Annotated in this window: 22 protein-coding genes and 3 pseudogenes; 14 read left to right on the top strand and 11 right to left on the bottom strand. The window is 70.9% G+C overall.

From position 1 onward, the window contains the following. Nucleotides 1-11 precede the first annotated feature (11 nt). The 3 genes from leuA to GVV04_RS30540 form a co-directional block, all read right to left on the bottom strand. Nucleotides 12-1,769 carry a 2-isopropylmalate synthase gene (leuA, locus tag GVV04_RS30550; RefSeq protein ID WP_161692482.1) on the bottom strand — a complete coding sequence of 586 codons (1,758 nt, stop codon included), beginning with the start codon at nt 1,767-1,769 and terminating at the stop codon, nt 12-14. A gap of 340 nt (nt 1,770-2,109) precedes the next feature. Continuing rightward, nucleotides 2,110-2,661 carry a nitroreductase family protein gene (locus tag GVV04_RS30545; protein ID WP_161692481.1) on the bottom strand — a complete coding sequence of 184 codons (552 nt, stop codon included), beginning with the start codon at nt 2,659-2,661 and terminating at the stop codon, nt 2,110-2,112. A gap of 85 nt (nt 2,662-2,746) precedes the next feature. Then, a complete protein-coding gene (locus tag GVV04_RS30540; protein WP_328822664.1) occupies nt 2,747-3,535 on the bottom strand; it encodes a hypothetical protein in 789 nt (262 codons plus the stop codon). Nucleotides 3,536-3,781: 246 nt separating this feature from the next. Here GVV04_RS30540 and GVV04_RS30535 point away from each other — a divergent pair, with 246 nt between their 5' ends. Continuing rightward, a complete protein-coding gene (locus GVV04_RS30535; RefSeq protein WP_161692480.1) occupies nt 3,782-5,047 on the top strand; it encodes an aspartate kinase in 1,266 nt (421 codons plus the stop codon). 5 nt (nt 5,048-5,052) lie between these two features. Next, nucleotides 5,053-6,117 (top strand): aspartate-semialdehyde dehydrogenase, encoded by a 1,065-nt coding sequence (locus GVV04_RS30530; protein ID WP_161692479.1) that lies wholly within the window; start codon nt 5,053-5,055, stop codon nt 6,115-6,117. Nucleotides 6,118-6,229: 112 nt separating this feature from the next. Here the strand turns inward: GVV04_RS30530 and GVV04_RS30525 are convergent, their stop codons facing one another. Next, entirely contained in the window at nt 6,230-7,606 is a 1,377-nt protein-coding gene (locus GVV04_RS30525) for a sensor domain-containing diguanylate cyclase (protein WP_161692518.1), read from the bottom strand. Between the two features lie 269 nt (nt 7,607-7,875). Here GVV04_RS30525 and GVV04_RS30520 point away from each other — a divergent pair, with 269 nt between their 5' ends. Further along, nucleotides 7,876-8,520, top strand: coding sequence for a histone deacetylase (locus GVV04_RS30520; protein WP_328822663.1), 645 nt, complete (start codon nt 7,876-7,878; stop codon nt 8,518-8,520). Nucleotides 8,521-9,039: 519 nt separating this feature from the next. On the opposite strand, the gene GVV04_RS34645 is transcribed toward GVV04_RS30520, so the two are convergent. Then, on the bottom strand, nt 9,040-9,732 hold the full coding sequence (locus GVV04_RS34645) for an MFS transporter (protein ID WP_328822662.1): 693 nt from the start codon (nt 9,730-9,732) through the stop codon (nt 9,040-9,042). Here GVV04_RS34645 and GVV04_RS30510 point away from each other — a divergent pair. Then, nucleotides 9,674-10,147, top strand: a complete 474-nt coding sequence (locus GVV04_RS30510) for a hypothetical protein (RefSeq protein ID WP_161692478.1) — start codon at nt 9,674-9,676, stop codon at nt 10,145-10,147. The two genes, GVV04_RS34645 and GVV04_RS30510, sit on opposite strands and share 59 nt — an antisense overlap. A gap of 80 nt (nt 10,148-10,227) precedes the next feature. On the opposite strand, the gene GVV04_RS30505 is transcribed toward GVV04_RS30510, so the two are convergent. Next, the gene (locus GVV04_RS30505) at nt 10,228-11,103 is read right to left on the bottom strand and encodes an NmrA/HSCARG family protein (RefSeq protein WP_161692477.1); all 876 of its coding nucleotides are present in this window, start codon (nt 11,101-11,103) and stop codon (nt 10,228-10,230) included. A gap of 92 nt (nt 11,104-11,195) precedes the next feature. On the opposite strand from GVV04_RS30505, the gene GVV04_RS30500 reads away from it, so the two are divergent. Next, complete coding sequence (locus GVV04_RS30500; RefSeq protein ID WP_328822661.1) at nt 11,196-11,786, top strand: TetR/AcrR family transcriptional regulator; 591 nt, start codon at nt 11,196-11,198, stop codon at nt 11,784-11,786. 61 nt (nt 11,787-11,847) lie between these two features. Here the strand turns inward: GVV04_RS30500 and GVV04_RS30495 are convergent, their stop codons facing one another. After that, on the bottom strand, nt 11,848-13,758 hold the full coding sequence (locus GVV04_RS30495) for a CBM96 family carbohydrate-binding protein (protein ID WP_161692475.1): 1,911 nt from the start codon (nt 13,756-13,758) through the stop codon (nt 11,848-11,850). Nucleotides 13,759-13,955: 197 nt separating this feature from the next. Between GVV04_RS30495 and GVV04_RS33685 the strand changes: the two are divergent. After that, a pseudogene (locus tag GVV04_RS33685) lies at nt 13,956-14,312 on the top strand (GNAT family N-acetyltransferase); the annotation flags it as partial. Nucleotides 14,313-14,325: 13 nt separating this feature from the next. Continuing rightward, nucleotides 14,326-14,472: pseudogene (locus GVV04_RS32490) on the top strand (integrase core domain-containing protein); the annotation flags it as partial. On the opposite strand, the gene GVV04_RS30485 reads toward GVV04_RS32490, so the two are convergent. Both GVV04_RS30485 and GVV04_RS30480 read right to left on the bottom strand, forming a co-directional pair. Continuing rightward, nucleotides 14,469-15,485 carry an NADPH:quinone oxidoreductase family protein gene (locus GVV04_RS30485; protein ID WP_161692473.1) on the bottom strand — a complete coding sequence of 339 codons (1,017 nt, stop codon included), beginning with the start codon at nt 15,483-15,485 and terminating at the stop codon, nt 14,469-14,471. The pseudogene GVV04_RS32490 and the gene GVV04_RS30485 sit on opposite strands and share 4 nt — an antisense overlap. 24 nt (nt 15,486-15,509) lie before the next feature. Continuing rightward, nucleotides 15,510-15,896 carry a MerR family transcriptional regulator gene (locus tag GVV04_RS30480; RefSeq protein ID WP_161692472.1) on the bottom strand — a complete coding sequence of 129 codons (387 nt, stop codon included), beginning with the start codon at nt 15,894-15,896 and terminating at the stop codon, nt 15,510-15,512. An 88-nt stretch (nt 15,897-15,984) separates the two neighbouring features. Between GVV04_RS30480 and GVV04_RS30475 the strand changes: the two genes are divergently transcribed. The 7 genes from GVV04_RS30475 (at nt 15,985) to GVV04_RS30445 (ending at nt 22,678) form a co-directional block, all read left to right on the top strand. Then, entirely contained in the window at nt 15,985-16,920 is a 936-nt protein-coding gene (locus GVV04_RS30475; RefSeq protein ID WP_201754412.1) for a recombinase family protein, read from the top strand. Between the two features lie 189 nt (nt 16,921-17,109). Beyond that, on the top strand, nt 17,110-17,655 hold the full coding sequence (locus tag GVV04_RS30470) for a SigE family RNA polymerase sigma factor (protein WP_161692471.1): 546 nt from the start codon (nt 17,110-17,112) through the stop codon (nt 17,653-17,655). Next, nucleotides 17,652-18,920, top strand: a complete 1,269-nt coding sequence (locus tag GVV04_RS30465; RefSeq protein ID WP_161692470.1) for a beta propeller repeat protein — start codon at nt 17,652-17,654, stop codon at nt 18,918-18,920. The genes GVV04_RS30470 and GVV04_RS30465 overlap by 4 nt, the downstream gene beginning before the upstream one ends. A gap of 146 nt (nt 18,921-19,066) precedes the next feature. Beyond that, on the top strand, nt 19,067-19,621 hold the full coding sequence (locus GVV04_RS30460) for a hypothetical protein (protein WP_161692469.1): 555 nt from the start codon (nt 19,067-19,069) through the stop codon (nt 19,619-19,621). After that, complete coding sequence (locus GVV04_RS30455) at nt 19,618-20,760, top strand: peptidoglycan-binding protein (RefSeq protein WP_161692468.1); 1,143 nt, start codon at nt 19,618-19,620, stop codon at nt 20,758-20,760. Before GVV04_RS30460 ends, GVV04_RS30455 begins: the two co-directional genes overlap by 4 nt. Nucleotides 20,761-20,765: 5 nt before the next feature. Continuing rightward, on the top strand, nt 20,766-21,449 hold the full coding sequence (locus GVV04_RS30450; RefSeq protein ID WP_407938862.1) for an ABC transporter ATP-binding protein: 684 nt from the start codon (nt 20,766-20,768) through the stop codon (nt 21,447-21,449). Continuing rightward, nucleotides 21,446-22,678 (top strand): ABC transporter permease, encoded by a 1,233-nt coding sequence (locus GVV04_RS30445; RefSeq protein WP_161692466.1) that lies wholly within the window; start codon nt 21,446-21,448, stop codon nt 22,676-22,678. The genes GVV04_RS30450 and GVV04_RS30445 overlap by 4 nt, the downstream gene beginning before the upstream one ends. Nucleotides 22,679-22,880: 202 nt before the next feature. Here GVV04_RS30445 and GVV04_RS30440 read toward each other — a convergent pair whose 3' ends face one another. Together GVV04_RS30440 and GVV04_RS30435 are read right to left on the bottom strand one after the other, a co-directional pair. Then, complete coding sequence (locus GVV04_RS30440) at nt 22,881-23,120, bottom strand: hypothetical protein (RefSeq protein ID WP_161692465.1); 240 nt, start codon at nt 23,118-23,120, stop codon at nt 22,881-22,883. A gap of 2 nt (nt 23,121-23,122) precedes the next feature. Continuing rightward, nucleotides 23,123-23,644 (bottom strand): annotated as a pseudogene (locus GVV04_RS30435) (helix-turn-helix domain-containing protein); the annotation flags it as partial.

Below are 23,644 nucleotides of genomic sequence, written 5' to 3'. Positions count from 1 at the left end.
CCGCCGGTGCCTCAGGCGCGGGCGCGGTTGACGGCGCTGGTGACCGCCTTCACGGAGGCGGTGACGATGTTCGCGTCCACCCCGACGCCCCACACGGTGCGGCCGTCGACCTCGCACTCGACGTACGCGGCGGCCTGCGCGTCCCCGCCGGAGGACAGCGCGTGCTCGTGGTAGTCGAGCACCCGTACCGCCACGCCCACCGACCCGAGCGCGTTGACGTACGCGTCGATCGGGCCGTTGCCGACGGCGGCCAGCGACCGGACCTGTCCGCCGACGCCCACCCGGGCCTCGATCTCGACCTTGCCGTCGGCGGTGCCGATGGCGTAGCCGGCCAGGGTGACGGCCGGGTCGGGCTGGTGGTCGAGCAGGTAGTGGCTCGCGAAGATCCCCCACATGGTGCCCGGGTCCACCTCGCCGCCGGCGTGGTCGGTGACCTGCTGGACCACGCCGGAGAACTCGATCTGGAGCCGGCGCGGCAGGTCGAGCTGGTGCTCGGACTTCATGATGTACGCGATGCCGCCCTTGCCGGACTGCGAGTTGACCCGGATGACCGCCTCGTAGGTGCGGCCCAGGTCCTTCGGGTCGATCGGCAGGTACGGCACCGCCCAGGTCTGCTGGTCGACCGGCACGCCGGCCGCCGCCGCGTCGGCGTGCAGGGCGTCGAAGCCCTTCTTGATCGCGTCCTGGTGGGAGCCGGAGAACGCGGTGTAGACCAGGTCGCCCGCGTACGGGTGGCGCTCGTGCACCGGGAGCTGGTTGCAGTACTCCACGGCCCGCTTGACCTCGTCGATGTTCGAGAAGTCGATCATCGGGTCGATGCCCTGGGAGAACAGGTTGAGCCCCAGCGTCACCAGGTCGACGTTGCCGGTGCGCTCGCCGTTGCCGAACAGGCAGCCCTCGATCCGGTCGGCGCCGGCCAGCAGGCCCAGCTCGGCGGCGGCCACGCCGGTGCCCCGGTCGTTGTGTGGGTGCAGGCTCAGCACCAGGCTGTCCCGCCGGGGCAGGCGCCGGTGCATCCACTCGATCGAGTCGGCGTACACGTTCGGGGTGGCCATCTCGACGGTCGCCGGCAGGTTGATGATCAGCTTCCGGTCCGGCGTCGGGTCGATCGCGTCGATCACCGCCGAGCAGACCTCCAGCGCGTACTCCAGCTCGGTGCCCGTGTACGACTCCGGAGAGTATTCGTAGTAGATGTCGGTGTCCGGGGTGTGGATCTCCGCGTACTTCTGGCAGAGCCGCGCGCCGGTGGTGGCGATGTCGGTGATGCCGTCCCGGTCCAGCCCGAATACCACCCGGCGCTGGAGGGTGGAGGTCGAGTTGTAGAAGTGCACGATCGCCCGCTTCGCGCCGCGCAGCGACTCGAAGGTCCGCTCGATCAGGTGCTCCCGGCACTGGGTGAGCACCTGGATGGTCACGTCGTCGGGGATCAGGTCCTGCTCGATGAGCTGCCGCACGAAGTCGAAGTCGGTCTGGCTGGCCGACGGGAAGCCGACCTCGATCTCCTTGTAGCCCATCTGCACCAGGAGCTGGAACATCCGGCGCTTGCGCTCCGGGGACATCGGGTCGATCAGTGCCTGGTTGCCGTCGCGCAGGTCGACGGCGCACCAGCGGGGCGCGGCCTCCACGTGCCGGGTCGGCCAGGCGCGGTCCGGCAGGTCGATCCGGAACTCCTGGTGGTACGGCTGGTACCGGTGGTACGGCATCCGGCTGGGACGCTGCTGGGCGATCGGATCGGTGTCAGCGCCGGTGGTGCCGGTGGGTTGAGCCATGACGGAGTGCTCCCCTGAACATGTGGCGTCAGCAATCGGAAGGTCGGCGACGATGCCGGGTCGGCGCGAGGCGCCGATGAAAAGCTCGAATGTGCTGGACGGCGCGGTTCGACTCCGCGACGAGGTGCCGGCCGGTCAGGCCCCGTCGCGGCGACCAAGGAGAAGGTGCGCCTGCCACATGACAGAGTGACCCTACGTGATGAGGTGAGGGGTGGGAAGGTCGGTCCGGAGTATGAGATCGACGTCGCAGCCACCGCCCGGTCCGCGCCGGTTCGGTCCGCGTCGCCCGGTCCGCGTCGCCCGGTCCGCGTTGGCCGGGTCAGCGCTGGCCGCCCGCGGGTCAGTGCAGCAGCAGCTCGGCCAGCGGGTGACGGCGGCGTAGGCCAATTTCCTGCCGGCGCAGCTCCTCGGGCAGGCCGAACGGGTCGCCGAGCCGGCCGACCGCCGCCACCACCAGGGGGCGGATCCCGGCCGGCAGCTCCAGGTCGGCGGCGAGCCCGGCGGCGTCGAAGGCGGCCAGTTGGCGCACGTACAGCCCGAGCGCGGTGGCCTGCACGGTGAGGTGTGCCACCGCCTGCCCCAGGTCGTACGCGGCCCGGCCGCCGGGACCCGGCCCGTCGGCCAGGCCAGCCGTGAGGTGGGCGCCGAGCAGCAGGGCGGCGGCGTGCCGGGCCCACCGCTGCTCGGACGCGGGCAGGCTGACCAGGATCCGCTTGTACGTCTCGTCGTCGCGGTGTCCGAGGGCGAACCGCCACGGCTGGCGGTTGCCGGCGGAGGGCGCCCAGCGGGCCGCCTCAAGCAGCGAGGCGGCCTCGGCGAGGGGCAGCGTGGCGGTCGGGTCGAACGCCCGAGGGCTCCAGCGGAAGGCGAGCAGCGGGGTGAGGTCGGCCATGGGGCAAGCGTCCCGTATCGGGCATTTTGCCCCGGAGTCGGGGGTGGGAAAGTGTGGTCAGAACCACCCGTAACGGGACGTCGGGTCAGGGCGTTTCCGTGGACTGGGGCGTCGGCTCGTCCGCGCGCGGCGCCGCGACGCCGAGCGGCTCGCCGTCGGTCACCGGCCCGGCGAGCTGCACGGTCGCCGGGGCGGGCGCGGCCGGGCCGGCCAGGACGAGGGTGCCGGTCACGGTCCGCACGGCGGTCGGCGTCCCGTCCGGGGCGTAGCAGTAGATCCCGACGTCCAGCGGGGCGTTCAGCGAGGCCGAGGTCGAATCGACCGAGTAGCAGGCCCCGGTCGCCCCCGCCGGCGGCCGGGCCGGGGAGACCGCCAGCGGGGCCCGCCGGTCGGTGAGCACCTCCAGCCAGTCGGTGAACGGGTGCTGCACCCGGGGGTCCAGCCGGCCCGGGACGGCGTCGTCCGGGTCGCCGAGGCGTACGCAGCTCGCCGGCTCGGGGCGGCCGGCCGACGGCAGGCCGCACTGGAAGAGCCCGTCGGCGGTGCCGGCGAACGAGACGTCCGCAGTGCCGCCCAGCGCCCCACCCGGGACGTCGACCCGCCAGGTGCCGTCGTTCGCGCTGGTCACCAGGATCGTGCGATCGGGGCCGCCGTCGGTGAGCGTGTACCGGGCGGTGAAGTGCCGGTCCTGGGCCGCCGCGGCCAGGGCGGCCAGCTCGTCGCGGGCGGAGTCGATCGCGGCGGGTGCGGGCTCGCTCGACGGCGTCGAGGTCGTCGCGGCGGGCGGGTCGCCGACGCAGGAGGCGAGCAGGGCCGGCAGGGTGAGCGTGAGGACGCCGGTCAGGCGCCGGGCCACGCGGAGGTGGGCATGCACCGGGTCATTCTGCGGTGCGCCGCCCCCGCCGGAGGACCCGTGCGACGCCGACCCGGCCGGCGTGTCGCGTACCCCTTGCCGACCTGGTGGGACGGTGGCCGGGCCGACCCGCGCGGGCCGGATGGTGGGATCACCTGACCCGGCCGCGCGGGGCGCCGGATACCCTGATGTGGTCTGACGCGCGCCGCCGACCGGTTTTCCGGCGGCGTCGGCACGCTCAGTGACGCTGGGAGGGAGTACGCCGTCGTGGCACTCGTGGTGCAGAAGTACGGCGGATCCTCCGTCGGGAACGCCGAGCGGATTAAGCGGGTGGCCGAGCGGATCGTCGCCGCCCGCAAGGCCGGCGACGACGTGGTCGTGGTCGTCTCCGCGATGGGTGACACCACCGACGAGCTGCTCGACCTGGCCAACCAGGTCAGCCCGCTGCCGCCGGGCCGTGAGCTGGACATGCTGCTCACCGCCGGGGAGCGGATCTCCATGGCGCTGCTGGCCATGGCCATCCACAACCTCGGGTACGAGGCCCGCTCGTTCACCGGCTCGCAGGCCGGCGTGATCACCACCTCGGTGCACGGCCGGGCGCGGATCATCGATGTCACCCCGGGGCGGCTCAAGGGCGCGCTCGACGAGGGCTCGGTCGTCATCGTGGCCGGCTTCCAGGGCGTCTCGCAGGACACCAAGGACGTCACCACGCTGGGCCGGGGCGGCTCGGACACCACGGCGGTGGCGCTGGCCGCCGCGCTGCACGCCGACGTGTGCGAGATCTACACCGACGTCGACGGCGTGTTCACCGCCGACCCACGGATCGTGCCCAACGCCCGGCACATCCGGGACATCACCTACGAGGAGATGTTGGAGCTGGCCGCCTGCGGCGCCAAGGTGCTGCACCTGCGCAGCGTCGAGTACGCCCGGCGCGCGGGGTTGCCGATCCACGTCCGTTCGTCATACTCGACCAACACCGGCACCATGGTCACCGGATCGATGGAGGACCTTCCCGTGGAACAGGCACTGATCACCGGGGTCGCCCACGACCGCAGCGAGGCGAAGATCACCATCGTCGGGGTGCCGGACGAGCCGGGCGCCGCCGCGCGGATCTTCGACACCGTTGCCGGCGCCGAGATCAACATCGACATGATCGTGCAGAACGTCTCCACCGAGGGCACCGGCCGCACGGACATCTCGTTCACCCTGCCGAAGACCGACGGCCCGACCGCCATGGCCGCGCTCAGCAAGATTCAGGAGCCGGTCAAGTTCAAGGGCCTGCTCTACGACGACCACGTCGGCAAGGTCTCGCTGATCGGCGCGGGGATGCGGTCGCACCCGGGCGTGGCGGCCGGCTTCTTCGCCGCCCTCGGCACCGCCGGCGTCAACATCGAAATGATCTCCACCTCCGAGATCCGGGTCTCCGTGGTCTGCCGGGACACCGATCTCGACAAGGCCGTCCGGGCCATCCACGACGCCTTCGAGCTGGGCGGCGACTCCGAGGCCGTCGTGTACGCGGGGACCGGGCGGTAGCGGCGATGCCGTCGCTGCCCACCCTTGCCGTGGTCGGGGCGACCGGTGCCGTCGGAACCGTGATGTGCGAGCTGCTGTCGTCCCGGCGCAACGTCTGGGGCGAGATCCGGCTGCTCGCCTCCGAGCGGTCGGTGGGGCGGCAGGTGCGCTGCCGGGGCGAGGAGCTGACCGTCGGCGCGCTCACCCCGGAGGCGTTCGACGGCGTCGACGTGGCGATGTTCGACGTGCCGGACGACGTCTCCGCGCAGTGGGCGCCGGTCGCGGTCAGCCGTGGCGCGGTGGCGGTGGACAACTCAGGGGCGTTCCGGATGGATCGGGACGTCCCGCTGGTGGTCCCCGAGATCAACCCAGAGCAGGTGCGCAACCGGCCGAAGGGCATCATCGCCAACGCCAACTGCACCACCCTCGCCATGATCGTCGCGATCGCCCCGCTGCACCACGAGTACGGCCTGCGCGAGCTGGTGCTCGCCTCGTACCAGGCGGTCTCCGGGGCGGGGCAGGCCGGGGTGGACGCCCTGCACCTCCAGCTCGGCAAGATCGCCGGGGACCGGGCGCTCGGCTCCCGGCCCGGTGACGTGCGGCAGGCCGTCGGCGACGAGATGGGGCCGTTCCCGGCCCCGGTGGCGCTCAACGTGGTGCCCTGGGCCGGCTCGCTCGCCGACGACGGCTGGTCGTCCGAGGAGCTGAAGATGCGCAACGAGTCGCGCAAGATCCTCGGGCTGCCCGACCTGAAGGTCTCCGCGACCTGCGTCCGGGTGCCGGTGGTGACCGGGCACTCGGTGGCCGTGCACGCCGTCTTCGCCACCGAGGTGGACGCCGAGGGCGCCCGCGAGGCGCTGCGCAACGCCCCCGGCGTGATCCTGGTCGACGACCCGGCCACCGGGGAGTTCCCGATGCCGATCGACGCCGTCGGCACCGACCCGTCCTGGGTCGGCCGCATCCGCCGCGCCGTCGACGACCCGCGCGCCCTCGACCTCTTCGTGACGGGCGACAACCTCCGCAAGGGCGCCGCCCTCAACACGGCCCAGATCGCCGAACTCCTGGCCAAGGAACTAACCCCCCACCCCTAACCCCCCCACACACCCCGGCCGCACTTTCAGAGAAAGAGTGCCTTTGAGGCGGCGGATGGCCACGCATTCACCGAAAGTGCGGGGCGGGAAGCGGGGGTGGGGGTGGTGGGGGTTAGGTGGTGGATAGGTGGACGGCGTCGCGGCCCTGGCGCTTGACCGCGTAGAGGGCCTGGTCGGCGCGGCGGCGGGTCTGCTCGGGCGACTCGCCGGGGTGAGGCAGGGCGACGCCGACGCTGATCGTGTGGCCGGTGCCCCGGGCCGCCTCGCCCAGCCGCTCGGCGATCCGGACCGCCTCCTCGGGGCGGCTCACCTCGATCACCGCGACGAACTCGTCCCCACCGATCCGGTACAACTCGTCGCCCTGGCGCAGAGCCGCTTCGAGCGCCCGGGCCAGCCCGACCAGCAAGCGGTCGCCGGCCTGGTGGCCGTACGTGTCGTTGACCGCCTTGAAACCGTCCACGTCGATCGCCAGCAGGGCCGTACGCCCGGGCGTGGCGCGGGCGATCCGCTGCCCGAACGGCCCGGTGTGCCGCAGCCCGGTGAGCGGGTCGGAGCTGGCCTGCTCGCGCAGCCGGGCGAGCGTGCGTAGCCGGTCCAGGCAGGTCCACGCCTGCCCGGCGAGCAGCTCCATCAGGTTGACGGTGGTCGGGTCGGGCTGCAGCAGCCGCTCGTCGGCGACCAGCAGCACCCCGCCGGAGTCCGGGGGGCCGACCGGCACCGCCACCAGGGTGCGTACCCCGGCGTCGGCGAGCGGGCGGTACTCCGCCGTGGGCGGGTGCCCCGTCTCCCCGAGGGTGTAGCCGGAGCCGTGCCGGTGGGCCCGGGCGATCATGCGGTGCAGTGCCGGGGCACCCGCCTCGGTCAGCTCGGCCCGGACGCGGGACTCCAGCTCGCCGGTCGCGCCGGTCGGGGCGCCCAGTCGGGGGCCGGACCCGCCGGCCAGCAGCAGCATCGCCGCGGAGAGGGCGGAGACCTCCCGGGCCGCGCAGATCGCCTCGGTCATCAGGTCCCACTCGGTGGGGGCGGTGGTCAGCGCGGCGGCGTGTCGCAGCAGCTTCTCGCTGCGGCTCTCCGACGGCGGGCCGCCCAACGCCGTGATCCGCGCGCCGAGCCGGCCGGCGACGCGCTCGGCGGTCCGCCGCCACAGGGCCAGCTCGACCGGACCGCTCCACTGGAGGTCGAGCACTCCGACCGGGCGGCCCGCCGGGTCGAGCACCGGCACGCAGATTTCGGCGGTCACGCCGGGGCGGGCCGGGAGGTAGTCGGGGTCGGCGGCGACGTCGGGGACGGTGGTTCCGATGCCGGAGGCGTACACCCGGCCGACGATGCCGGTCTCCGACGGGACGGTCGAGAAGACCTGCCAGGCGCCGGTGGCCGCGACGCAGCGGAGCCGGTCCGGCATGGGGAGCAGGACGGAGATGGTGGCCGGCGCGTGCCGGGCGAGCGCGGTGACGGTCCATCGGCACGCCTCGACGGCGGTCGACGCCATCGGCAGGCGGACCGTGACGTCCCGGACGAGCCGGTCGTGATCTACGCGCACGTGGTTCCAGACAGGGGAGGGGCGGCTGTCCGATCAAGCGTACTCACCGCAGCTCAGGGGCGATCTTCCAAGATCGAATCCGTCGTACACATGTGCTATCCACAGGCTGTGGACGGGGCCTGTGGATCCCGGGCGGTGGGCGTTAGCCTGGGCCTGCCGGTCGACGTGGAGGACTCGATGCTCATCGCCCAGCCCAGCGACACCCACCCGACCGGGGCGTGCTGACGGCCGTGGACGGCCTGCTCTGGTACGTCGCGTACGGGTCCAACATGCACGCCGACCGGCTGAGCTGGTATCTGGGCGGGGGCCGTCCCCCGGGCGGGCTGCGGACGTACCCCGGCTGCCGGGACTGCCGGCCGCCGCGCCGGCAGGCGGCGGTGCTGGTGCCCGGCGGGATCTACTTCGCCGGAGAGTCCCGGGCCTGGACCGGCGGGATGGCCTTCTACGACCCGGGGCTGCCCGGGGTGGCCGCGGCCCGGGCGTGGCTGCTCACCGCAGGGCAGTTCGCCGACCTCGCCGCGCAGGAGATGTACCGGGAACCCGGCGCCGACCTAGACCTGATCGAGGTCGCCGTCGCGCGGGGGCGGGCGACCCTCGGCCCCGGCCGGTACGAGACGCTGGTTCGCACCGGCGTTCGGGACGGCGTGCCGATGCTGACCTTCACGGCGCCGGGGCGGGCGGCGGACGTCGAGTGGAACGCGCCCGCGCCGGTGTACCTCGCGATGCTCGCCGGGGGCCTACGCGAGGCGCACGGCTGGGACGCGCCGCAGATCGCCGGCTACCTGGCGGACCGGCCCGGAGTGGCTGGCCGGTGGGAGCGTCCCGCCGTCGAGTCGTTGGTCGCCGGTGCGCTCGGCGGGTGACGTGACCCGCCGTTCGCGTCGGGTCCGGGCGCTGTTCGCGCCGGCCGGGGACGACGTTCGGCCGCGATCGGCCGACCCGCGGCCGGTAGTTGGCGGCGAGGGCGTCACAAATTCCCTTGTGGCCGGACGGGTCGGTAGCCTCGTGCACGTTCCACGCCGGCACCGCCAGGGGTCGGCCGGCAACAGGTGCGTTTACCTGTACGCCGGCAAGGGCACAAACACCGCGACCCGCCGACACTGGGGGGTCGGGCGCGAATATCTGGAACAACACCGGCGACACCGCGTACGTACGTGGCTCCGCCGGCACCCTGATCGACTCCCGCTCGTGGGGGGAGTAGCGGCAGCCACACCAACTGCTGACCGCACGCCCGGTCGGTGCGGCGGTCGGCTCTCGTGAGGGGGGAGCCGACCGCCGTACCGTCGTCTCAGCCGAGCAGGCCACGCGTGGGTCAGGCGGTCGGCAGGGGGGTTCGCGTTGGAAGGTCACCGGGCGGGTGACGTCCACGACCGCCCCGGAGATCAGCCCGCCGACCCCGATGCCGAGGTTGAGCAGGGCGAAGTCATGCCGAACACCCGTTGCTGCTCGTCGCGGTCGGTCAGCGAGGCGAGGATGGTGTTCTGCCCCGGCCAGATCGCGGAGCTGCCGATCGCGATCAGCGTGATCACCGCGAACGCCGACGCGGTCCCGGAGACCAGGGCCAGCGAGCCCGTGCCCACCGCCTCGACCAGCAGGCACGGCAGCACCACCCGGCGCGCGCCGAACCGGTCGATCAGCGTCCCGCCCAACGGGGACAGCGCCAGGGTGACCACGCCGTACCAGCCGATGACCAGGCCGGCGCGCGGGTCGGAGAGGCCGCGCACGTCGGTCAGGTAGATGAACAGGAACGGCAGGGTGAGGCCGCGACCGACCGCCGAAAGCAGGGTGCCGACGAGGATTCGCGCCGTGCTTCCGGGCGACGGGGCAGGGCGCGACGCAGCATGTCGGTGATTCTGGGCGGAGGGTACGACCGGCCGCGAGCCGTTTTCCGGCGCGTACGCGCTCGGCAGGAAGCCGGTGGTGACACGGCCCGCAACCGTCGACGCGGGCGGCGGCCGGGGCTCCGGCCGGACCGGGTCGACGACGCCGGCTGGTCGGTCTGCGATCCTGATCGGGATGACGACGACCTGGCGACACCTGCCCGCACCGGCCCGCGAGATCGCCGTGGCGGCCACCGAGGCCGTGTCCGCAGCCCGGGCGCGCGACCGGGAGGCGTACGACGAGGCGGTCGACCGGCTCGCGGGGGCGGACCGGTCCGGCCTGGTGCTCGGCGCGGTGGTCCGGCTGCTGCTGGAGGAGACCCATCCCGACGGGCTGGACGGCGACGACGTCCGGCAGGTGCTGGAGGCCTGCGTGCGGGGCGCGGCGAGCTGGCTGCCGGACGTCGACCCGCACGTGGTGCTGGTGCTGCTGGCCGGCGCCCTCGGCGTGTACGACCCGGACGACGACGCCACCCCGCCCGGACCGGGTGCGCTGGCCCGGCACGCCCCGCTGCTGCTCGCCGACCTGCTGGCCGGGACCGACCGGCCGCTCGACGGCTGGCTGACCGCCGCGTTCGCCGAGATCCGGCGCACCGAGCTGCACGACTGAGCCGCGCAGTGCGCCGGTGGCTGCGTGCCCCGGGTGGACGGGGTGGCTGGCCGAGCGGGTGTGCCCGAAGCCGGCGGCGGCTACCCGTCCAGACCCTCGAACACCTGCTTGTACATCCGGGTGCCGGAGCGGTCCAGCCAGGCTTCGAAGGTCATCAACTCGGGGTGCGACGCGCGCAGAGCTGGGATGTCGGCCCGGTAGCCCTCCTCGTTGTACCACCGGAACCCCCAGGCCAGCAGCGGATGCAGGTCCTCGTACGGCAGGTGTACGTAGGTCACCTCTCGTCCGGTTGCCTTGCTGACCGCCGCCGCGATCTGCGGTGCCGTGAGGGCATCGCCGGCGAGCTCGATCGCCCGACCGGCGTACTCGTCGGGGTGTGTCAACGCGAGTGTGGCGAACATGCCGATGTCCTCAGCGGCGATCAGCTGCATCGGGACCTCCGGTCGCAGGGCGGTGCCAAGGCGTCCGTCCGGCAGGCCGGGCACGTACCCCGGGCTCGCCCAGTTCTCCATGAAGGTGACCGGCCGCAGGATGGTCGCCGGTATCCCGAGCCTTTCGATGTGCTGCTCGATCTGGCGCTTTCTGTCGTGGGCGCCAGCCCCCGCTTCGTGCCGCTCGACCCCGCCGACCGAGGTGTAGACGAGGTGTGCCGCGCCGGCTGCCGCAGCGGCTTCGGCGACGTTGATGCCCTGCTGCGCCTCCATGTCGGGCGTGGCGAGGTTGATTGCCTGGACGCTGAACACGCCGTACGCACCCGCGACCGCGGCGTCCAGTGCGGTCCGATCGTTCAGATCACCGGCGACGAGTCGCGCTCCGGCTCGCCGCAACGCGGTGGCAGCGGGGGCCTCAGGGTCCCGGACGAGGGCGCGGACCTGCCAGCCCTGCGCAAGTAGATGTCGGGCGGTGGCACCGCCCTGCTTGCCGGTCGCCCCAGTCACGAGAATGGGCTTGCTCATCGAGTCTCCTGGTCGGAGTAGGCTATCCGGAGGGATGCTCCGAATGACGAAAATACGGAGCCACCCTCCGGATGGGCAAGTAGGTGATGTGCGTGACCGATGTCACACGGCCGCTTCGGGCCGACGCGAGGCGCAACTACGAGCGCTTGCTGATCGAGGCGCGAGCGGCGTTTGAAATCGACGGTGTGAACACGTCGCTGGAGCGGATCGCCCGCGCCGCCGGCGTCGGGATCGGGACCCTCTATCGTCACTTCCCGACCCGGGAAGCTCTCATGGAAGCCGTGCTGCGGGAACACTTCGCGCGGCTCACGGAGCGCGCCGACGAACTGTGCCTGATGGAAGGCCGGAAATCGCGCGCGGCGCTGACCAGCTGGCTTCGGGAGTTCACCGCGGCGAGCGCCGCCGTTCGAGGGCTTTCCGCCGCGGTCGCGACCGCGTTACGCGAGGAGCGGTCCGACCTACGCGCGGCGTGCGACCGGATGAATGCCGCGATCGCCCGCTTGCTCGCGCACGCCCAGAACCACAATGGCGTACGCAGGGACACCGACCACGGCGACCTGCTGGCGATCGCGTACGCAATCGCGTGGGTGACCGAGCAACGTCCCGCCGACGCGGGTCTGGCTGACCGGCTGGTCGCATTGGTGGTCGATGGCCTCGACGTGGTTCACGAAACGCCCGGCTGATACTCCGATGCCACTTCGCTGATCGGCCGCTGCGGTGTCGGGGTCTCCGCCGGTGGTGACCCTAGGACCCGACCTCGAACGAGTACCAGTTCGAGTAGTCACTCACGGTGCCGTCGGCCTTGACGGCGTGGACGATCAGCGTCACGTAACCCGCCTCGGTCGGCGTCCAGCTGATCGTGGCCCGGCCGTCCCCACCGGCGGGGGCGTCGGCGACCTCGCCGCCGTTGAACGAGTACCGGTACCCGGCCACGTCCGTCCAGCCGGGCGGCGGGGAGAACGTGAACGTGCCCGGCACTCCCACGCCGCCGACGGCGTGCCCGTCCTCCGGGGAGTAGTAGACGTCCGACTTCACCCCCGGCCAGGGCAGGAAGTAGGTGAACCACTCTACCGCCGGCGACACGAAGCCGTTGGCGCTGTGGCTGCGCACGGAGACGCGGTGCCCGTTGGGGTTGTTGGCGGTGAACAGGAAGTACGCCGTGCCGTCCTCCTCGGCCTGCCGGGTGTCCGGCCTGCCCCCGTCCAGGGTGATCTCGTACTCGGTGACGCCCGGCATGCCGTTGGCCGGGACGAGTTTGAGCAGGACATCCTGCCCCCACTCCGGCTGCCCGCCCTCGACTCGCACCTCCGGCTCGCTCGCGGGCACGAAGGTCATGTACTCGATGCTCCCGGAGCGGTTGCCGGCCAGGTCGATAGACCGGACGGTGAGCCGCTGCGGCCCGGATCCGGCCGGGCTGAGGGTCACCGTGGCCGAGCCACCCGGGGCGTCCGCCCTGACGGAGTTCGGCCGGCTGAACGGGGCCGGGCACTCGAGTTGCCCGGCGTCGCCGCTCCCCGCGCACGCAGGGGTGCCAAGGCCGTTCCAGCCGTACTCGAAGCCCGCCACGTCCTTGTTCCCGTTGCCGGAGAACGTGAACGTCGCCGGCACGCCCACCGGGGCCGATTCGCCCGAGCTGGTCGGCGGATAGTTCGCCGAGCTGACCGTCGGGGTCGTGGGCGCGGTGCCGTCGTAGGTGAAGAAGCACTTCTTCGACCAGGCCGAGAGGTCGGTGCCGTCACCGGCGCGGGCCTGCCAGCCGTACGACTTCCCGTCGACCAGGGTTCCCGCCGGCAGGTTGACCGTGCTGACCCGGCCGGGCATGCTGGAATCCGCGGTGAACACGGCCCGCGCGGTCGCGTCGTTCTTGGGCCAGATGGCGTACTCCGTCACCAGGCTCGGTTGGTCCCACTCGTCCGGGTCGGCGCCCAGGGCCTGGAGCACGTTGGCGAGTCCGCCCCGCCGGGGGTACGGCTTCAACTGGGTGCAGGGGACACCGCCGTTGTAGAGGTTGCTGCTGTCGATCGTTGGCAGCGAGTTGTAATCCACCGACGGGCGTACGCCGTAAGACCAGCTGAGCGTCCGGCCGTAGGCCGGGTCGTTCTCGAACTGCTCCGGCACCCGGATCTCGAAGGTCACCCGACGCTGCTTGTGTGCCATCGCGTCCTGCACGGCGGCCCCCACGTCGAAGGTCAGGGATCCCTTCGGGCAGAAGTTCGGGGTGAGCACCTCGTCGAGCTTGGTGAGCGGGGCAGGGCGGCGGTTCCAGGTGGGCGTGGTGCCGACCGGCTTGGTACGCCAGATCTCGACGGCCCGCTTGGTGCAGTCCGCCGCGCTGAACTCCGTGACGAAGACCTTCCCGCCGTAGACCTTCCTGCCCTCGAACTGCGAGAGGTCGAAGGTGGCGTAGACCCGGGAGGTGTGGCTCACGCCGTCCTCGTCGATCCGGGTGCCGAGCGGCAGGTTGACCTGATCGGTCAGGTTGTACGCCTTGGTCGGCGTCGCTGAGTCGGTCCAGCCGACCTGCACCGACGGGGGCGTTTCGGTGTGCGGTGCCGCTGCGGCGGCACCGCCGGTGGTGATGACGGCGAGGCCGGTGACGCCGAGCGTCAACGCGACCAGGCCGGCGAGGACACGACGTGGCCAGAGTTCGATCACAGTAGATTTTCCTCCCCGTGTGCTGCGCCCGGAGCGTCCACCCAGGACAGTTATTGGCATCTAACCGTCGAGCTGCGCCAAGAGGCATCAACCGTTCAGGCGGTGGTCTGCGGACCTGCGGGCGCGATTTCGCGCGCCGTCGCCGGGGACGTCGGCGGCTACCGTCGGAGCCAGCCGCCTGGATCGAGGGGATACGGATGCTTCTTCGTGACGTCCACGCCGGTGACGTCGACGCGTACCGTCGGATGCGCTGCGACCCGGTGATGATGGCCGACCTCGGCGGGCCGAGGCCACCGGAGTCCGTGCCGGGCCAGCTCCGGCACGACATCGACATGGTGGCGCGGGGCACCGGGCTGATCAGGATGATCGTGCCCGACCCGGCCGACCCGGCGACGGTCGCCGGCACGGTGACCCTCGTACGGCACGAGAGCGACGGCGAGCCCGGAGGCGAGATCGGCTGGATGGTGCTGCCGGAGCACCAGGGTCGGGGGGTGGCCAAGCGGGCGGTCCGGCTGTTGCTCGACGAGGCCCGCGACGACGGGCGCTGGTCGCGGGTGCACGCCTTTCTACCAACAGCCCTACACCAGCAACCAACACCGCACCGACGCCCTACCAACCTGGATCCACACCTACAACCACCACCGCAACCACACCTCACTCGGCGGCAAACCACCCATCACCCGCGTCAACAACGGTGCTGGGCATTACAACTAGCGCCAGGGATCGAGTGCGTGCTTGCCGCGGGTCTGGCCGGCTCCGAGTTGCTGCAGCACTGACGGCCCCTCGGCCAGGGGGTGAACCTGGGGGGCACCGGGCGGGTACACGCCGTGAGCGATCAGTGCCCCAATCTCGACGAGCAACGACTGGTAGAGCGACGGTGCCGCGGCCGCCAGCGCACCGATGTGCAGGCCCTTGAGCTGGACGTGGTGGGTGAAGACCAGGTCGTGTGTGGTTACTGTGGCGTCGCCGGAAGCAGCACCGAACACGACGATGCGTCCGGTGAAGGGTTTGGTGACCGACAGGCTGACCTTGAACGTAGCCTGTCCCACCGATTCCAGGACCAGGTCGACCCCGCCGGTCAAGCGGGTGATCTCCTCGGTCAGATCGGGGCGCGCGCTGTCCAGGACCTCGTCAGCGCCGAGCGCTTTGACGGTATCGTGCTTGGCTGGTGACGCCGTGGCGATTACGCGTGCGCCGTAGTGGCGAGCGAGGCGGACAGCGGCCTGTCCCACGCCTCCGGCCGCGGCATGAACGAGCACCACCTCCCCCGTCTTGATCTCGCCCAACGGCTTCAGTGCGGCCAAGGCGGTGGCCCAGTTCAGCACCAGGCCGAGGGCTTCGGCGTCGCTCCAACCGGAAGGCACGGGGAGTACACCAGCGGCCGGCATCGTCATGTACTGCGCGAAGGCGCCCGGGCCGGCTCCGACGACGTGGGTGCCGAGCGGAAGCAGGCTCTCGACGTCTGGGCCGATGCCCACGATCTCGCCAGCGGCTTCGAAGCCCGCCACATAGGGTGCCTGTGGGCCACCTTCGTAAGTGCCATGGGTCTGCATGACGTCAGCGAAGTTGACCCCGGCGGCGCTCACGCGGATTAGGTACTCGCCGGGTCTCGGGGTGGGGCGGCGCAGGCCTGTCGTGAGGGTCAGGTCCTTCGGTCCCCGGTTCGACCGCTGGACCAGTGCTCGTACCGTCTGCCCGGTGCTGTGCTGCTGCTCGCTGATCTCCATGTACGAAGCGTAGGAGCCTCACACTTACGTCAAGGTCAAGTGGCGGTCATAGGCAGTGCGACGGGCCTCCTGTAGGTACGCATCGAGTGCCGCCTGCTGGTCGCTGAGAATGGCGATACGCGCAGCGAGCCGATCGCGATGGCTCTGCACCTCGTGCAGGAACTCCGCGTGCACCACATCCGTGCCGCCATCAGATCCTTCAGTGAGGTTGGGCAGAGCTTGCCTGATCAACCGCACGGGCAGCCCGGACTCCAGCAGCGAGCGGATGACGAGGACCCGGTCGATCGTGGACTGGCAGTAGTCGCGGAACCCATTACTGAAACGACCGGGGACGATCAAGCCCTCATCCTCGTAGTGCCGCAACGACCGTGCACTCACGCCGCTGACTCTGGAAGCTGCGCTGATCCTCATACCTAGAGGCAACGTCCAGGCGCACCGCGATCTTCCAGCGGTCGCAAAGAAGCTACCTAGTGAAACGCCCACATGAAACACTCCGCAGGTGAGCGACGATGATTTCCAGCGCGTGGAAGCGTGCGACTGCCCGATGTCCGCCTGCGCCGCCCCGGCCGGGTCGCCGTGCCGGACAGGCAAGGGCAGGGTGGCCGTGCAGTACCACACCGCACGCTTCCGGCTGGTACCCCATCTGGCCAAGGCTCTCGCCGTCGCGACACCACCGGTGCGCAAGCCGGGGTCGGTGTGGGTCGAACTGCCCCGCCCCGCCGTCCGCGGAACCGAACCAGCCGGGCACGTACGCATCGGCTACGCACGCGCCTCCACCGTCCGGCAGTCCCTGGACACCCAGCTCGACTCGCTGCGGACGGCCGGCGTTACCCGAATCTTCTCCGAGAAGATCTCCACCCGCGCGACAAGGCGGCCCGAACTCGACAAGGCGATAAGCCTCGCAGGGGAGCTACGGGCCTCCGGCGTCGCGGTCACCCTCGTGGTCCACGAGCACAAGCGCCTCGGCCGGGGCCTGGAACTGGCCGCGTTGGCCGAGCAGCTGAAAGCCTCGGACGTCGGCCTGGAGTTCCTTACCGGCGAACTCCAAGGCTCACACGACCCGTCCGGAATCGTGTTCACCGTGCTAGCCGCCCTGTCCGGGATGGAACGCGAGTACATCCGAGATCGCACCCTGGAAGGCCACGAGTCCGCCCGCACTCGGGGCAAGAGCATCGGCGGCGCCAGCGTCACCGACGACCACATGCTGTCCATGGCACTGCACCTACGCAGCCAGGAGCTGAGCCTGCGCGACATCGCCTCCCGGCTGGTCATCACCAAGGGAAAGAAGAAGGGACAGCATCCGTCTCCCGCGACGATCCTTAGGCTGCTCCGCGAGCACGACGAAGCGACCATCGCGGTTCAGCAACCCGGCTGCCCAGACGGCGTGGCCCCAGGCATGAGCGGTGTCCGGGGGCGGGGAAGCGTGTGCCGGTGATGACGCAGCAGACGCTGTTCCTCAACGGCTGCCAGGCCAACCCCTGGCCCTACGGCCGCAGCAAGCGGCACACCGGACCGCCGCTGTAAGGACCAAAGCTTGGCTGGTCTCGGTCAGCGCGAAAAATCCTTGGCGATCCAAGCAACCGATCCCACCTCGCCCGCGCACCTACAGGGTGAAGGGAGTCGGATGCGAAGCCACGAAGACGAGGATCGGCGCCAGTTCAGTGAGTACTTCACTGCTCGGCGCGAGGTGGTCCGGCATTCCGCATACCTGATGTGCGGGGACTGGCACTGGGCGGATGACCTGACCCAGGCTGCGTTCATCCGGGTTGCCTCGGCCTGGCACCGGGTCCGCGATCCGCAGGCGTTGGACGCGTTCGTGCGGACCTGTCTGGTCCGGACGTACCTGTCTGAGACGCGGCGGGTGTGGCGGCGCCGTGAGCGCGTGGTGGCGGAGATGCCCGATGTGGCCGGCGGGAGTGACGACGCCGAGTCGGTGGCCCGTCGGGTGGTCTTTGCTCAGGCGTTGCGTCAGGTGCCACCGCGGCAGCGGGTGACCCTGGTCTGCCGGTTCTATCAAGGGCTTGACGTGGCCGAGACGGCCGTCGCGTTGGGTTGTTCGGAGGGCACGGTGAAGAGTCAGACATCGAAGGGTCTCGCCACGCTACGCAAGGTTCTGGGTGACGCGCTTTCTGTCCCCGTACTGGCGGGTGCTACGGGGGGAAAGGAATGACAGAGCTGCGTGATCTCTTCGAGGCGGCGGCGAACTCGGCGCCGCCGCCGAGCCGATTGGTCGCGGATGAGCTGTACGCGGCTGGCCGCCGGCGTCGCCGCCGGCAGACGGCCGCCAACTTCGCGGTCGCTGTGGCCCTCGTGATGACCGCCGGTACGGGCATTGCCGCAATGGTCAGTCAGGAGCGGTCCGTCAGAGGCGAGACGGGCGTTGGTCGGCAGTCGGTGCCTGGCGTCCTGCCACACGGTGGGGAGCGGATTCGGTGGGCCGGGGCGGCCGACGCACGACACCTGTACCTGTCGATGTCGACGCAGCCGAGATGCGCCACGGGTCCCTGCGTCAAGACCGTTGTGCAACTGGTTGGTTCCGACGATGGCGGACGAACCTGGAGCGACCGGGGCGGGCCGATCGATGCCGCCAGCTTCGAGGTCCTCGGACCCAGCCGGCTGCTCGCCGTCGTCCTGCACGGCTCGCAGCGGACCCTGCAGACCAGTACTGATGGCGGGCGAACCTGGCACATGCTGGATCGTGTCCCTCCCGTCGCGGCGGTGCCGACCGGCAGCATTGCCATGTGCTGGCCGGAGCCGAACAAGGCGGCTTCACCGTGCAGGATGCACGCGCTTGATCCGGGATCACACCGGATCGCGCCGCTGACCAATCAACCCGCTTTGACTTTGAGTGATGATGTGCGGGTCGAGGAGTCGGCTGGCCGACTGTGGGCGTCGGGCATCGATCCGCCGACCGGCCGACCGGGGGTCGCGGTGAGCCGGGATGCTGGAGGCACCTGGTCCACCCATGTCTTCGCGGACGCGCCGAGCTGCGCCCGAGACCGCTGTCTAGCGCCGTACCTGGCAACGGGTGACGGGGCGACCGGGTATTCGGTGGTCGTCGGCGCGCAGCACCGAGCTGTCTACCGCTACGTGGACGACGGCAGCCAGGACGGTGGTAGTTGGCAGCGCGTTTCTGGTGCGGACAGTGTGCCGGCTGACCAAAGCCGCAGCCCCCAGTCGTTCGTCACGTCCGATGGGACCCATGTGCTGTTCGAATCCGTGCCCCAACGCGACCGGGACCTCGACGGCTACCGCTGGTGGGCGGCGGGCTCGGATGGCACGTATGAGGCAGTCGAACCAGATGGCCTCCCGGCCACCGTTTACCCGATCCGCCGTACGTCCGACGGTTGGTTCTACACAACCAGTTACGACGACGAGGTGCTGTACGGGTCGACCGATGGCTGGCACTGGTCGCCGGTAGCCCGCGGCTCCTAAAACATCGCCCCCTTTTTGGTCAGCTCGTTTGATTGCCCGTGCGGCTTCAGCGCACGTAGCCCGGACATAGAGGTCAGGAGAGCATGGTTAATCTACGAATTTCCCACCGGTATCGGCGTCATGTCATCAGTGCGGGAGCTGCTGTCATGGTGACGTTGGCGCTCAGCGCATGCGGTGGCGCCGAGGTGCCGGCGGTGGCCACCGCCGACGGTTCCAGCGCCCAGCCGACGGGATCGGCCGGTGCGGTCAGTGGGCCTGTCGCCCAGTACATCGAAGGGCAGCGCCAGTGGGTCAACTGCCTGCGTAAAGAGGGCTTTGACCTGCCAGATCCGGACGCCAAGGGGCACGTCGACCTAAGCCAATTCGGCGGCTCGAGAAAGACTGATCCGAAGTGGTTGGCGGCTCAAACGAAATGTAAGGACTTCAACCTGCCTTTCCCTGGGGAGTTGGAGGACAAGGGGCCCTCACTGACTGCGGAGCAGATTGGGCACCGGCGTGAGTACGCGAAGTGCATGCGCGCGAACGGGTCGCCCGACTCGCCTGACCCGGCCCCGGATGGCGGATGGCCTGAGGGCGGGATGGGCGTGGAACTCACCCCGCAGGAGCAGGCGGCGAAACTGCGAGCGATGCAAATCTGTGCACCGGTGCTTGATGGGCGTCCGAAGACCACCCCGAACCCGAAGGCGACCTTCCAGGGATGAGCCAGCAGGTACCCCCGGCCGAGCCGGCCCCTACCCCAACAGGCTGGAGGCGGCGACGGCGGCTGCGGGCCGCGCTGGGCGGCGTTGCCGCGCTGGTCACCCTCGCGGTGGCCGGCGCGGCCACCCTTGGCCTCGGCGGGCGGGGTGGGGACACACCGTCGTCGGCGCGTACGGGGCCGGCCGCCACCGCGCCGGTCACCCGGCAGACGCTGGTCAAGACCGTGACGCTGGCCGGCGAACTCGGATACGGCCCAGCCATACCGCTCGCCTCGACCGCCACCGGCACGGTGACCTGGCTACCGGAGGTCGGGGCCACGGTACGGCGCGGCGCGGTGCTGCTACGCGCCGACGAGCGGCCAGTGGTGCTGCTGTATGGCCTCCTACCGATGTACCGGCCACTGGCCGAGGGCAGCACCGGCTCGGACGTGCGGCAGTTCGAGCGAAATCTCGCCGCCCTCGGCTATGGCGGGTTCACGGCGGATGAGGTGTTCTCCGCGACCACTACTGTCGCCGTGAAGCGTTGGCAGAAGGACCTGGAGCTGCCGGAGACCGGTACGGTCGAGCGGGACCGGGTGGTCTACGCGCCGAAGGCGGTACGCATCGCGCAGCACCTGGTACGCCTTGGTGCGAGTGCGACCGGGGACGTGCTGACGTACACCGGCAGTACCCGAATGGTGACGGTGTCCGCCGGCGCGGGCGAGGCCGCTTGGGCGGCGAAGGGCACCAAGGTCACCGTGACGCTGCCCACCGGCGGCTCGGTGGCCGGCAAGGTCAGCGCGGTGGGCGCCCCAGCAGCCGGCGCCCCAGCCGGAGGTGAGCAGCAGCCTGCCAACCCGGAACGGCCCGGCACCGGTGCCGCAACGGTCGAGGTCATTATCGCGATCGCTGATCAGAAGGCTTTGGGTGGGTTGAGCGCCACGCCGGTGGATGTGCGATACGTCGCGAAGGAGCGCCGGGACGTGCTCACCGTGCCGGTGGAGGCGCTGTTGGCGCTCGCCGAGGGTGGGTACGGCGTGGAGGTGACCGAACCGGCCGGAGCCAGGATCGTGGCAGTGCAAGCTGGCTTGTTCGCCGACGGGCGGGTCGAGGTCAGCGGCGAAAGCCTGACCGAGGGCGCGATGGTGGGGGTGCCGCAATGACCGATGTGATCGAACTCGTCGGGGTGTCCCGGGCCTACCCCGGCGGAGTGACGGCGCTACGCGACGTTGACCTGACCATTGCCTACGGAGAACTGGCCGGGATTGTCGGCGCTTCCGGCTCCGGCAAGTCCACCTTGCTGAACCTGATCGGCACCCTCGACCGCCCGTCGGTCGGGACGGTGCGTATCGATGGGCACGACGTGTCCACCCTCACCGACCGGGAGGTGTCCGCCCTCCGCAGCCGCCGGATCGGCTTTGTGTTCCAACAGTTCCACCTGGCCGCCGGCATACCCGTGCTGGACAACGTGGCCGACGGACTGCTCTACGCCGGCACACCCAGGCGGGAAAGGCGGCGACGCGCGGCGAACGCCCTGGCCCGAGTCGGCCTCGACCACCGGCTCGACCACCAGCCGCATGAGCTGTCCGGTGGTGAACGACAACGAGTCGCGTTCGCGCGGGCCGTCATCGGCGAGCCAGCGCTGCTGCTCGCCGATGAGCCGACCGGCAACCTCGACTCGACCGCTGGCACGGCGGTGCTAGCACTGCTGCACGAGTTGCATGCCCAAGGCACAACGGTCGTCGTAATCACACACGACCAGGACATCGCGGCCAGTCTGCCCCGGCAGATCACGCTGCGGGACGGTCGGATCACCCGCGATTCGGGTGGGCCTCCGGCGGTGCGCCGATGACCCAGAAAGCCGGCACCGCCACACCCCGGAAACTCGGCACACCTAAACCGCGGCCGGCCCGCCTCAGCCCAGCCGACGTGGCCCGGCTGGGCGCGGCAGGGTTGCGGGCCCGACCACTTCGGCTCTTCCTCTCCGCGCTGGGCATCGCCATCGGCATCGGAGCGATGCTGGCGGTGGTGGGCATCTCCGCCTCCAGCCGAGCCGAACTGGACCAAACCCTCGACCGGCTCGGCACCAACCTGCTGACCGCAGCCCCAGGCGAGACCCAGACGGGCGAAGAGGCGGTCCTACCCAAGGAGTCAACGGCGTCGGTCGGCCGGATCGGGCCGGTGGAAACGGTCGGCGCAACCGCTGCCATCAAGAAATCCATCTACCGCACAGACCACGTCCCCGCAGGTCAGACCGGCAGCATCCAGGTGCTCGCCGCCCAACCTGAACTGTTGACCGTCGTTGACGCCACGATGCACGCCGGTTCCTGGTTCACGCCCGCCACCGCCACCTATCCAACGGTCATACTCGGCTCCGCCGCCGCGCGCCGCTTGGACGTACCCGGAGTCGGGACGCGGTTGTGGCTGGGCGGCGAGTGGTTCGCGGTAATCGGCATCCTGACGCCCGTACCCCTGATCGAGGAGCTGGACTCGGCCGCGCTGGTGGGGTGGGAGGCCGCTCAGTCCTACCTCGGATTCGACGGCCATCCCACCCGGCTCTACCTCCGTGCCGCGCCCACCCAGGTCGCGGCGGTTCGGGCGGTACTCGGGCGCACCGTCAACCCGCAGACACCAAACGAGGTGGCGGTATCCCGACCCTCCGACGCGTTGGCCGCCCAGCAGGCCACCGACAGCGCCCTGAACGGGTTGCTGCTCGGATTGGGCGCGGTGGCGCTCCTGGTAGGGGGAGTCGGCATCGCCAACACCATGGTGATCTCGGTGTTGGAACGCCGCGTCGAGGTCGGACTACGTCGAGCACTCGGCGCCACCCGCGGACAAATCCTCGGCCAGTTCCTCGCCGAATCGCTACTACTCTCCGCGCTCGGATGTGCGGGCGGCACCCTGCTCGGCGCCGTCGTTACCGGCCTTTACGCGGCAAGTCAAGGCTGGCCCGTCGTGGTGCCCGCCTGGGCAATGGCCGGCGGCCTCGCGTCCACCCTCCTGATCGGCGCCGTCGCCGGCCTCTACCCCGCCGTACGAGCAAGCCGACTCGCGCCGACCGAAGCCCTCGCCGGCACGTGATTCAGCAAGCCTGACCGGGACGGCCATGTCCGTCTTCCTGCCGGGGCGAGCGTCGGTGGCATGCGTTGTCCCAAGCAGTACCCGGGTTCGGCGCCGTCGATCGGATGTGCCCCCTGGCCTCGGTCGGGGTGGCCGGATTCGAACCGACGACCTCTTCGTCCCGAACTGGCGGCGAGGCGGTCGGATCGGGTGTCTTCCGAGGTCAATCGGCCTGCTGCGAGTCGTCCCGGTCGGGTGTGGTCGGCTCGGTTGCTGTACTCCACAGCTGTACTTCCTTGGCTGCGCGGAGGACGTCGCGGGCGGCGGTGGCCACCGGGCAGTCTGCTGTCCGGCAGATCGGGCAGTGGCCGTCGGGTCGGGGTTGGTGGTCGCGGAGGACCCAGCGGGCGGTGAGAATCAGTCGGTTGCGGATCTGGGCCAGGGACAGGAATGGTGCGGTCATGTTCAGGTCACGCCGAGGGTGAGGGCGAGTTGGATAATCGTGGCCGGGGCGTGTGGGTCGCGGGCGACCTGGGCGAGGACCTCCCGGCCTGCGGGGCGGTGGCGTATCTCGGCCGGTGCGGTGTGGTCGGCGTCGATCAGCAGCCGGCCCGCGCTGATCGGGTCGTCTGCTTGGAGGTAGGCGCGGGCGGCGTCGAGCAGGTGGGCGGCGCGGTGTTCGACCGGTAGCCACCGCCAGGTGTCCCGCTTGGTGGTCTTCTCGTGCCAGGCGACCGCGTCGGGTGCGTTGCCGAGTTCGAGGGCTGCGGCGGCACGGGCCAGGTCGACCGCTGTCGGCCCGAACGCGGTCCGGTGGTGGTCGTGGCCGTCGCCTACCCGGGCGGCCATGTCGGCGGCCTCGTCGATCAGGTCGGCGGTGGTCTGGTCGTCGCCGTGTCGGGCCGCGGCCAGGGCGGCCTGCACGAGCAGCGTCCCGCACAGCGACAGCTCCGGTGGTGTTCCGTCGTCCGGGTCGGGCGGGGCGAT

This window comes from Micromonospora rubida (assembly GCF_009908295.1).
Lineage (GTDB): Bacteria > Actinomycetota > Actinomycetes > Mycobacteriales > Micromonosporaceae > Micromonospora > Micromonospora rubida.
This window is presented reverse-complemented; position numbering and strand designations above follow the sequence as displayed.

Excerpts from the sequence above, each read along its gene's own strand:
- leuA (WP_161692482.1), bottom strand. The coding sequence starts at position 1,769 with ATGGCTCAACCCACCGGCACCACCGGCGCTGACACCGATCCGATCGCC.
- GVV04_RS30545 (WP_161692481.1), bottom strand. The coding sequence starts at position 2,661 with ATGGCCGACCTCACCCCGCTGCTCGCCTTCCGCTGGAGCCCTCGGGCG.
- GVV04_RS30530 (WP_161692479.1), top strand. The coding sequence starts at position 5,053 with ATGCCGTCGCTGCCCACCCTTGCCGTGGTCGGGGCGACCGGTGCCGTC.
- GVV04_RS30525 (WP_161692518.1), bottom strand. The coding sequence starts at position 7,606 with ATGGCGTCGACCGCCGTCGAGGCGTGCCGATGGACCGTCACCGCGCTC.
- GVV04_RS30510 (WP_161692478.1), top strand. The coding sequence starts at position 9,674 with ATGACGACGACCTGGCGACACCTGCCCGCACCGGCCCGCGAGATCGCC.
- GVV04_RS30505 (WP_161692477.1), bottom strand. The coding sequence starts at position 11,103 with ATGAGCAAGCCCATTCTCGTGACTGGGGCGACCGGCAAGCAGGGCGGT.
- GVV04_RS30485 (WP_161692473.1), bottom strand. The coding sequence starts at position 15,485 with ATGGAGATCAGCGAGCAGCAGCACAGCACCGGGCAGACGGTACGAGCA.
- GVV04_RS30480 (WP_161692472.1), bottom strand. The coding sequence starts at position 15,896 with ATGAGGATCAGCGCAGCTTCCAGAGTCAGCGGCGTGAGTGCACGGTCG.
- GVV04_RS30470 (WP_161692471.1), top strand. The coding sequence starts at position 17,110 with ATGCGAAGCCACGAAGACGAGGATCGGCGCCAGTTCAGTGAGTACTTC.
- GVV04_RS30465 (WP_161692470.1), top strand. The coding sequence starts at position 17,652 with ATGACAGAGCTGCGTGATCTCTTCGAGGCGGCGGCGAACTCGGCGCCG.
- GVV04_RS30460 (WP_161692469.1), top strand. The coding sequence starts at position 19,067 with ATGGTGACGTTGGCGCTCAGCGCATGCGGTGGCGCCGAGGTGCCGGCG.
- GVV04_RS30455 (WP_161692468.1), top strand. The coding sequence starts at position 19,618 with ATGAGCCAGCAGGTACCCCCGGCCGAGCCGGCCCCTACCCCAACAGGC.
- GVV04_RS30445 (WP_161692466.1), top strand. The coding sequence starts at position 21,446 with ATGACCCAGAAAGCCGGCACCGCCACACCCCGGAAACTCGGCACACCT.
- GVV04_RS30440 (WP_161692465.1), bottom strand. The coding sequence starts at position 23,120 with ATGACCGCACCATTCCTGTCCCTGGCCCAGATCCGCAACCGACTGATT.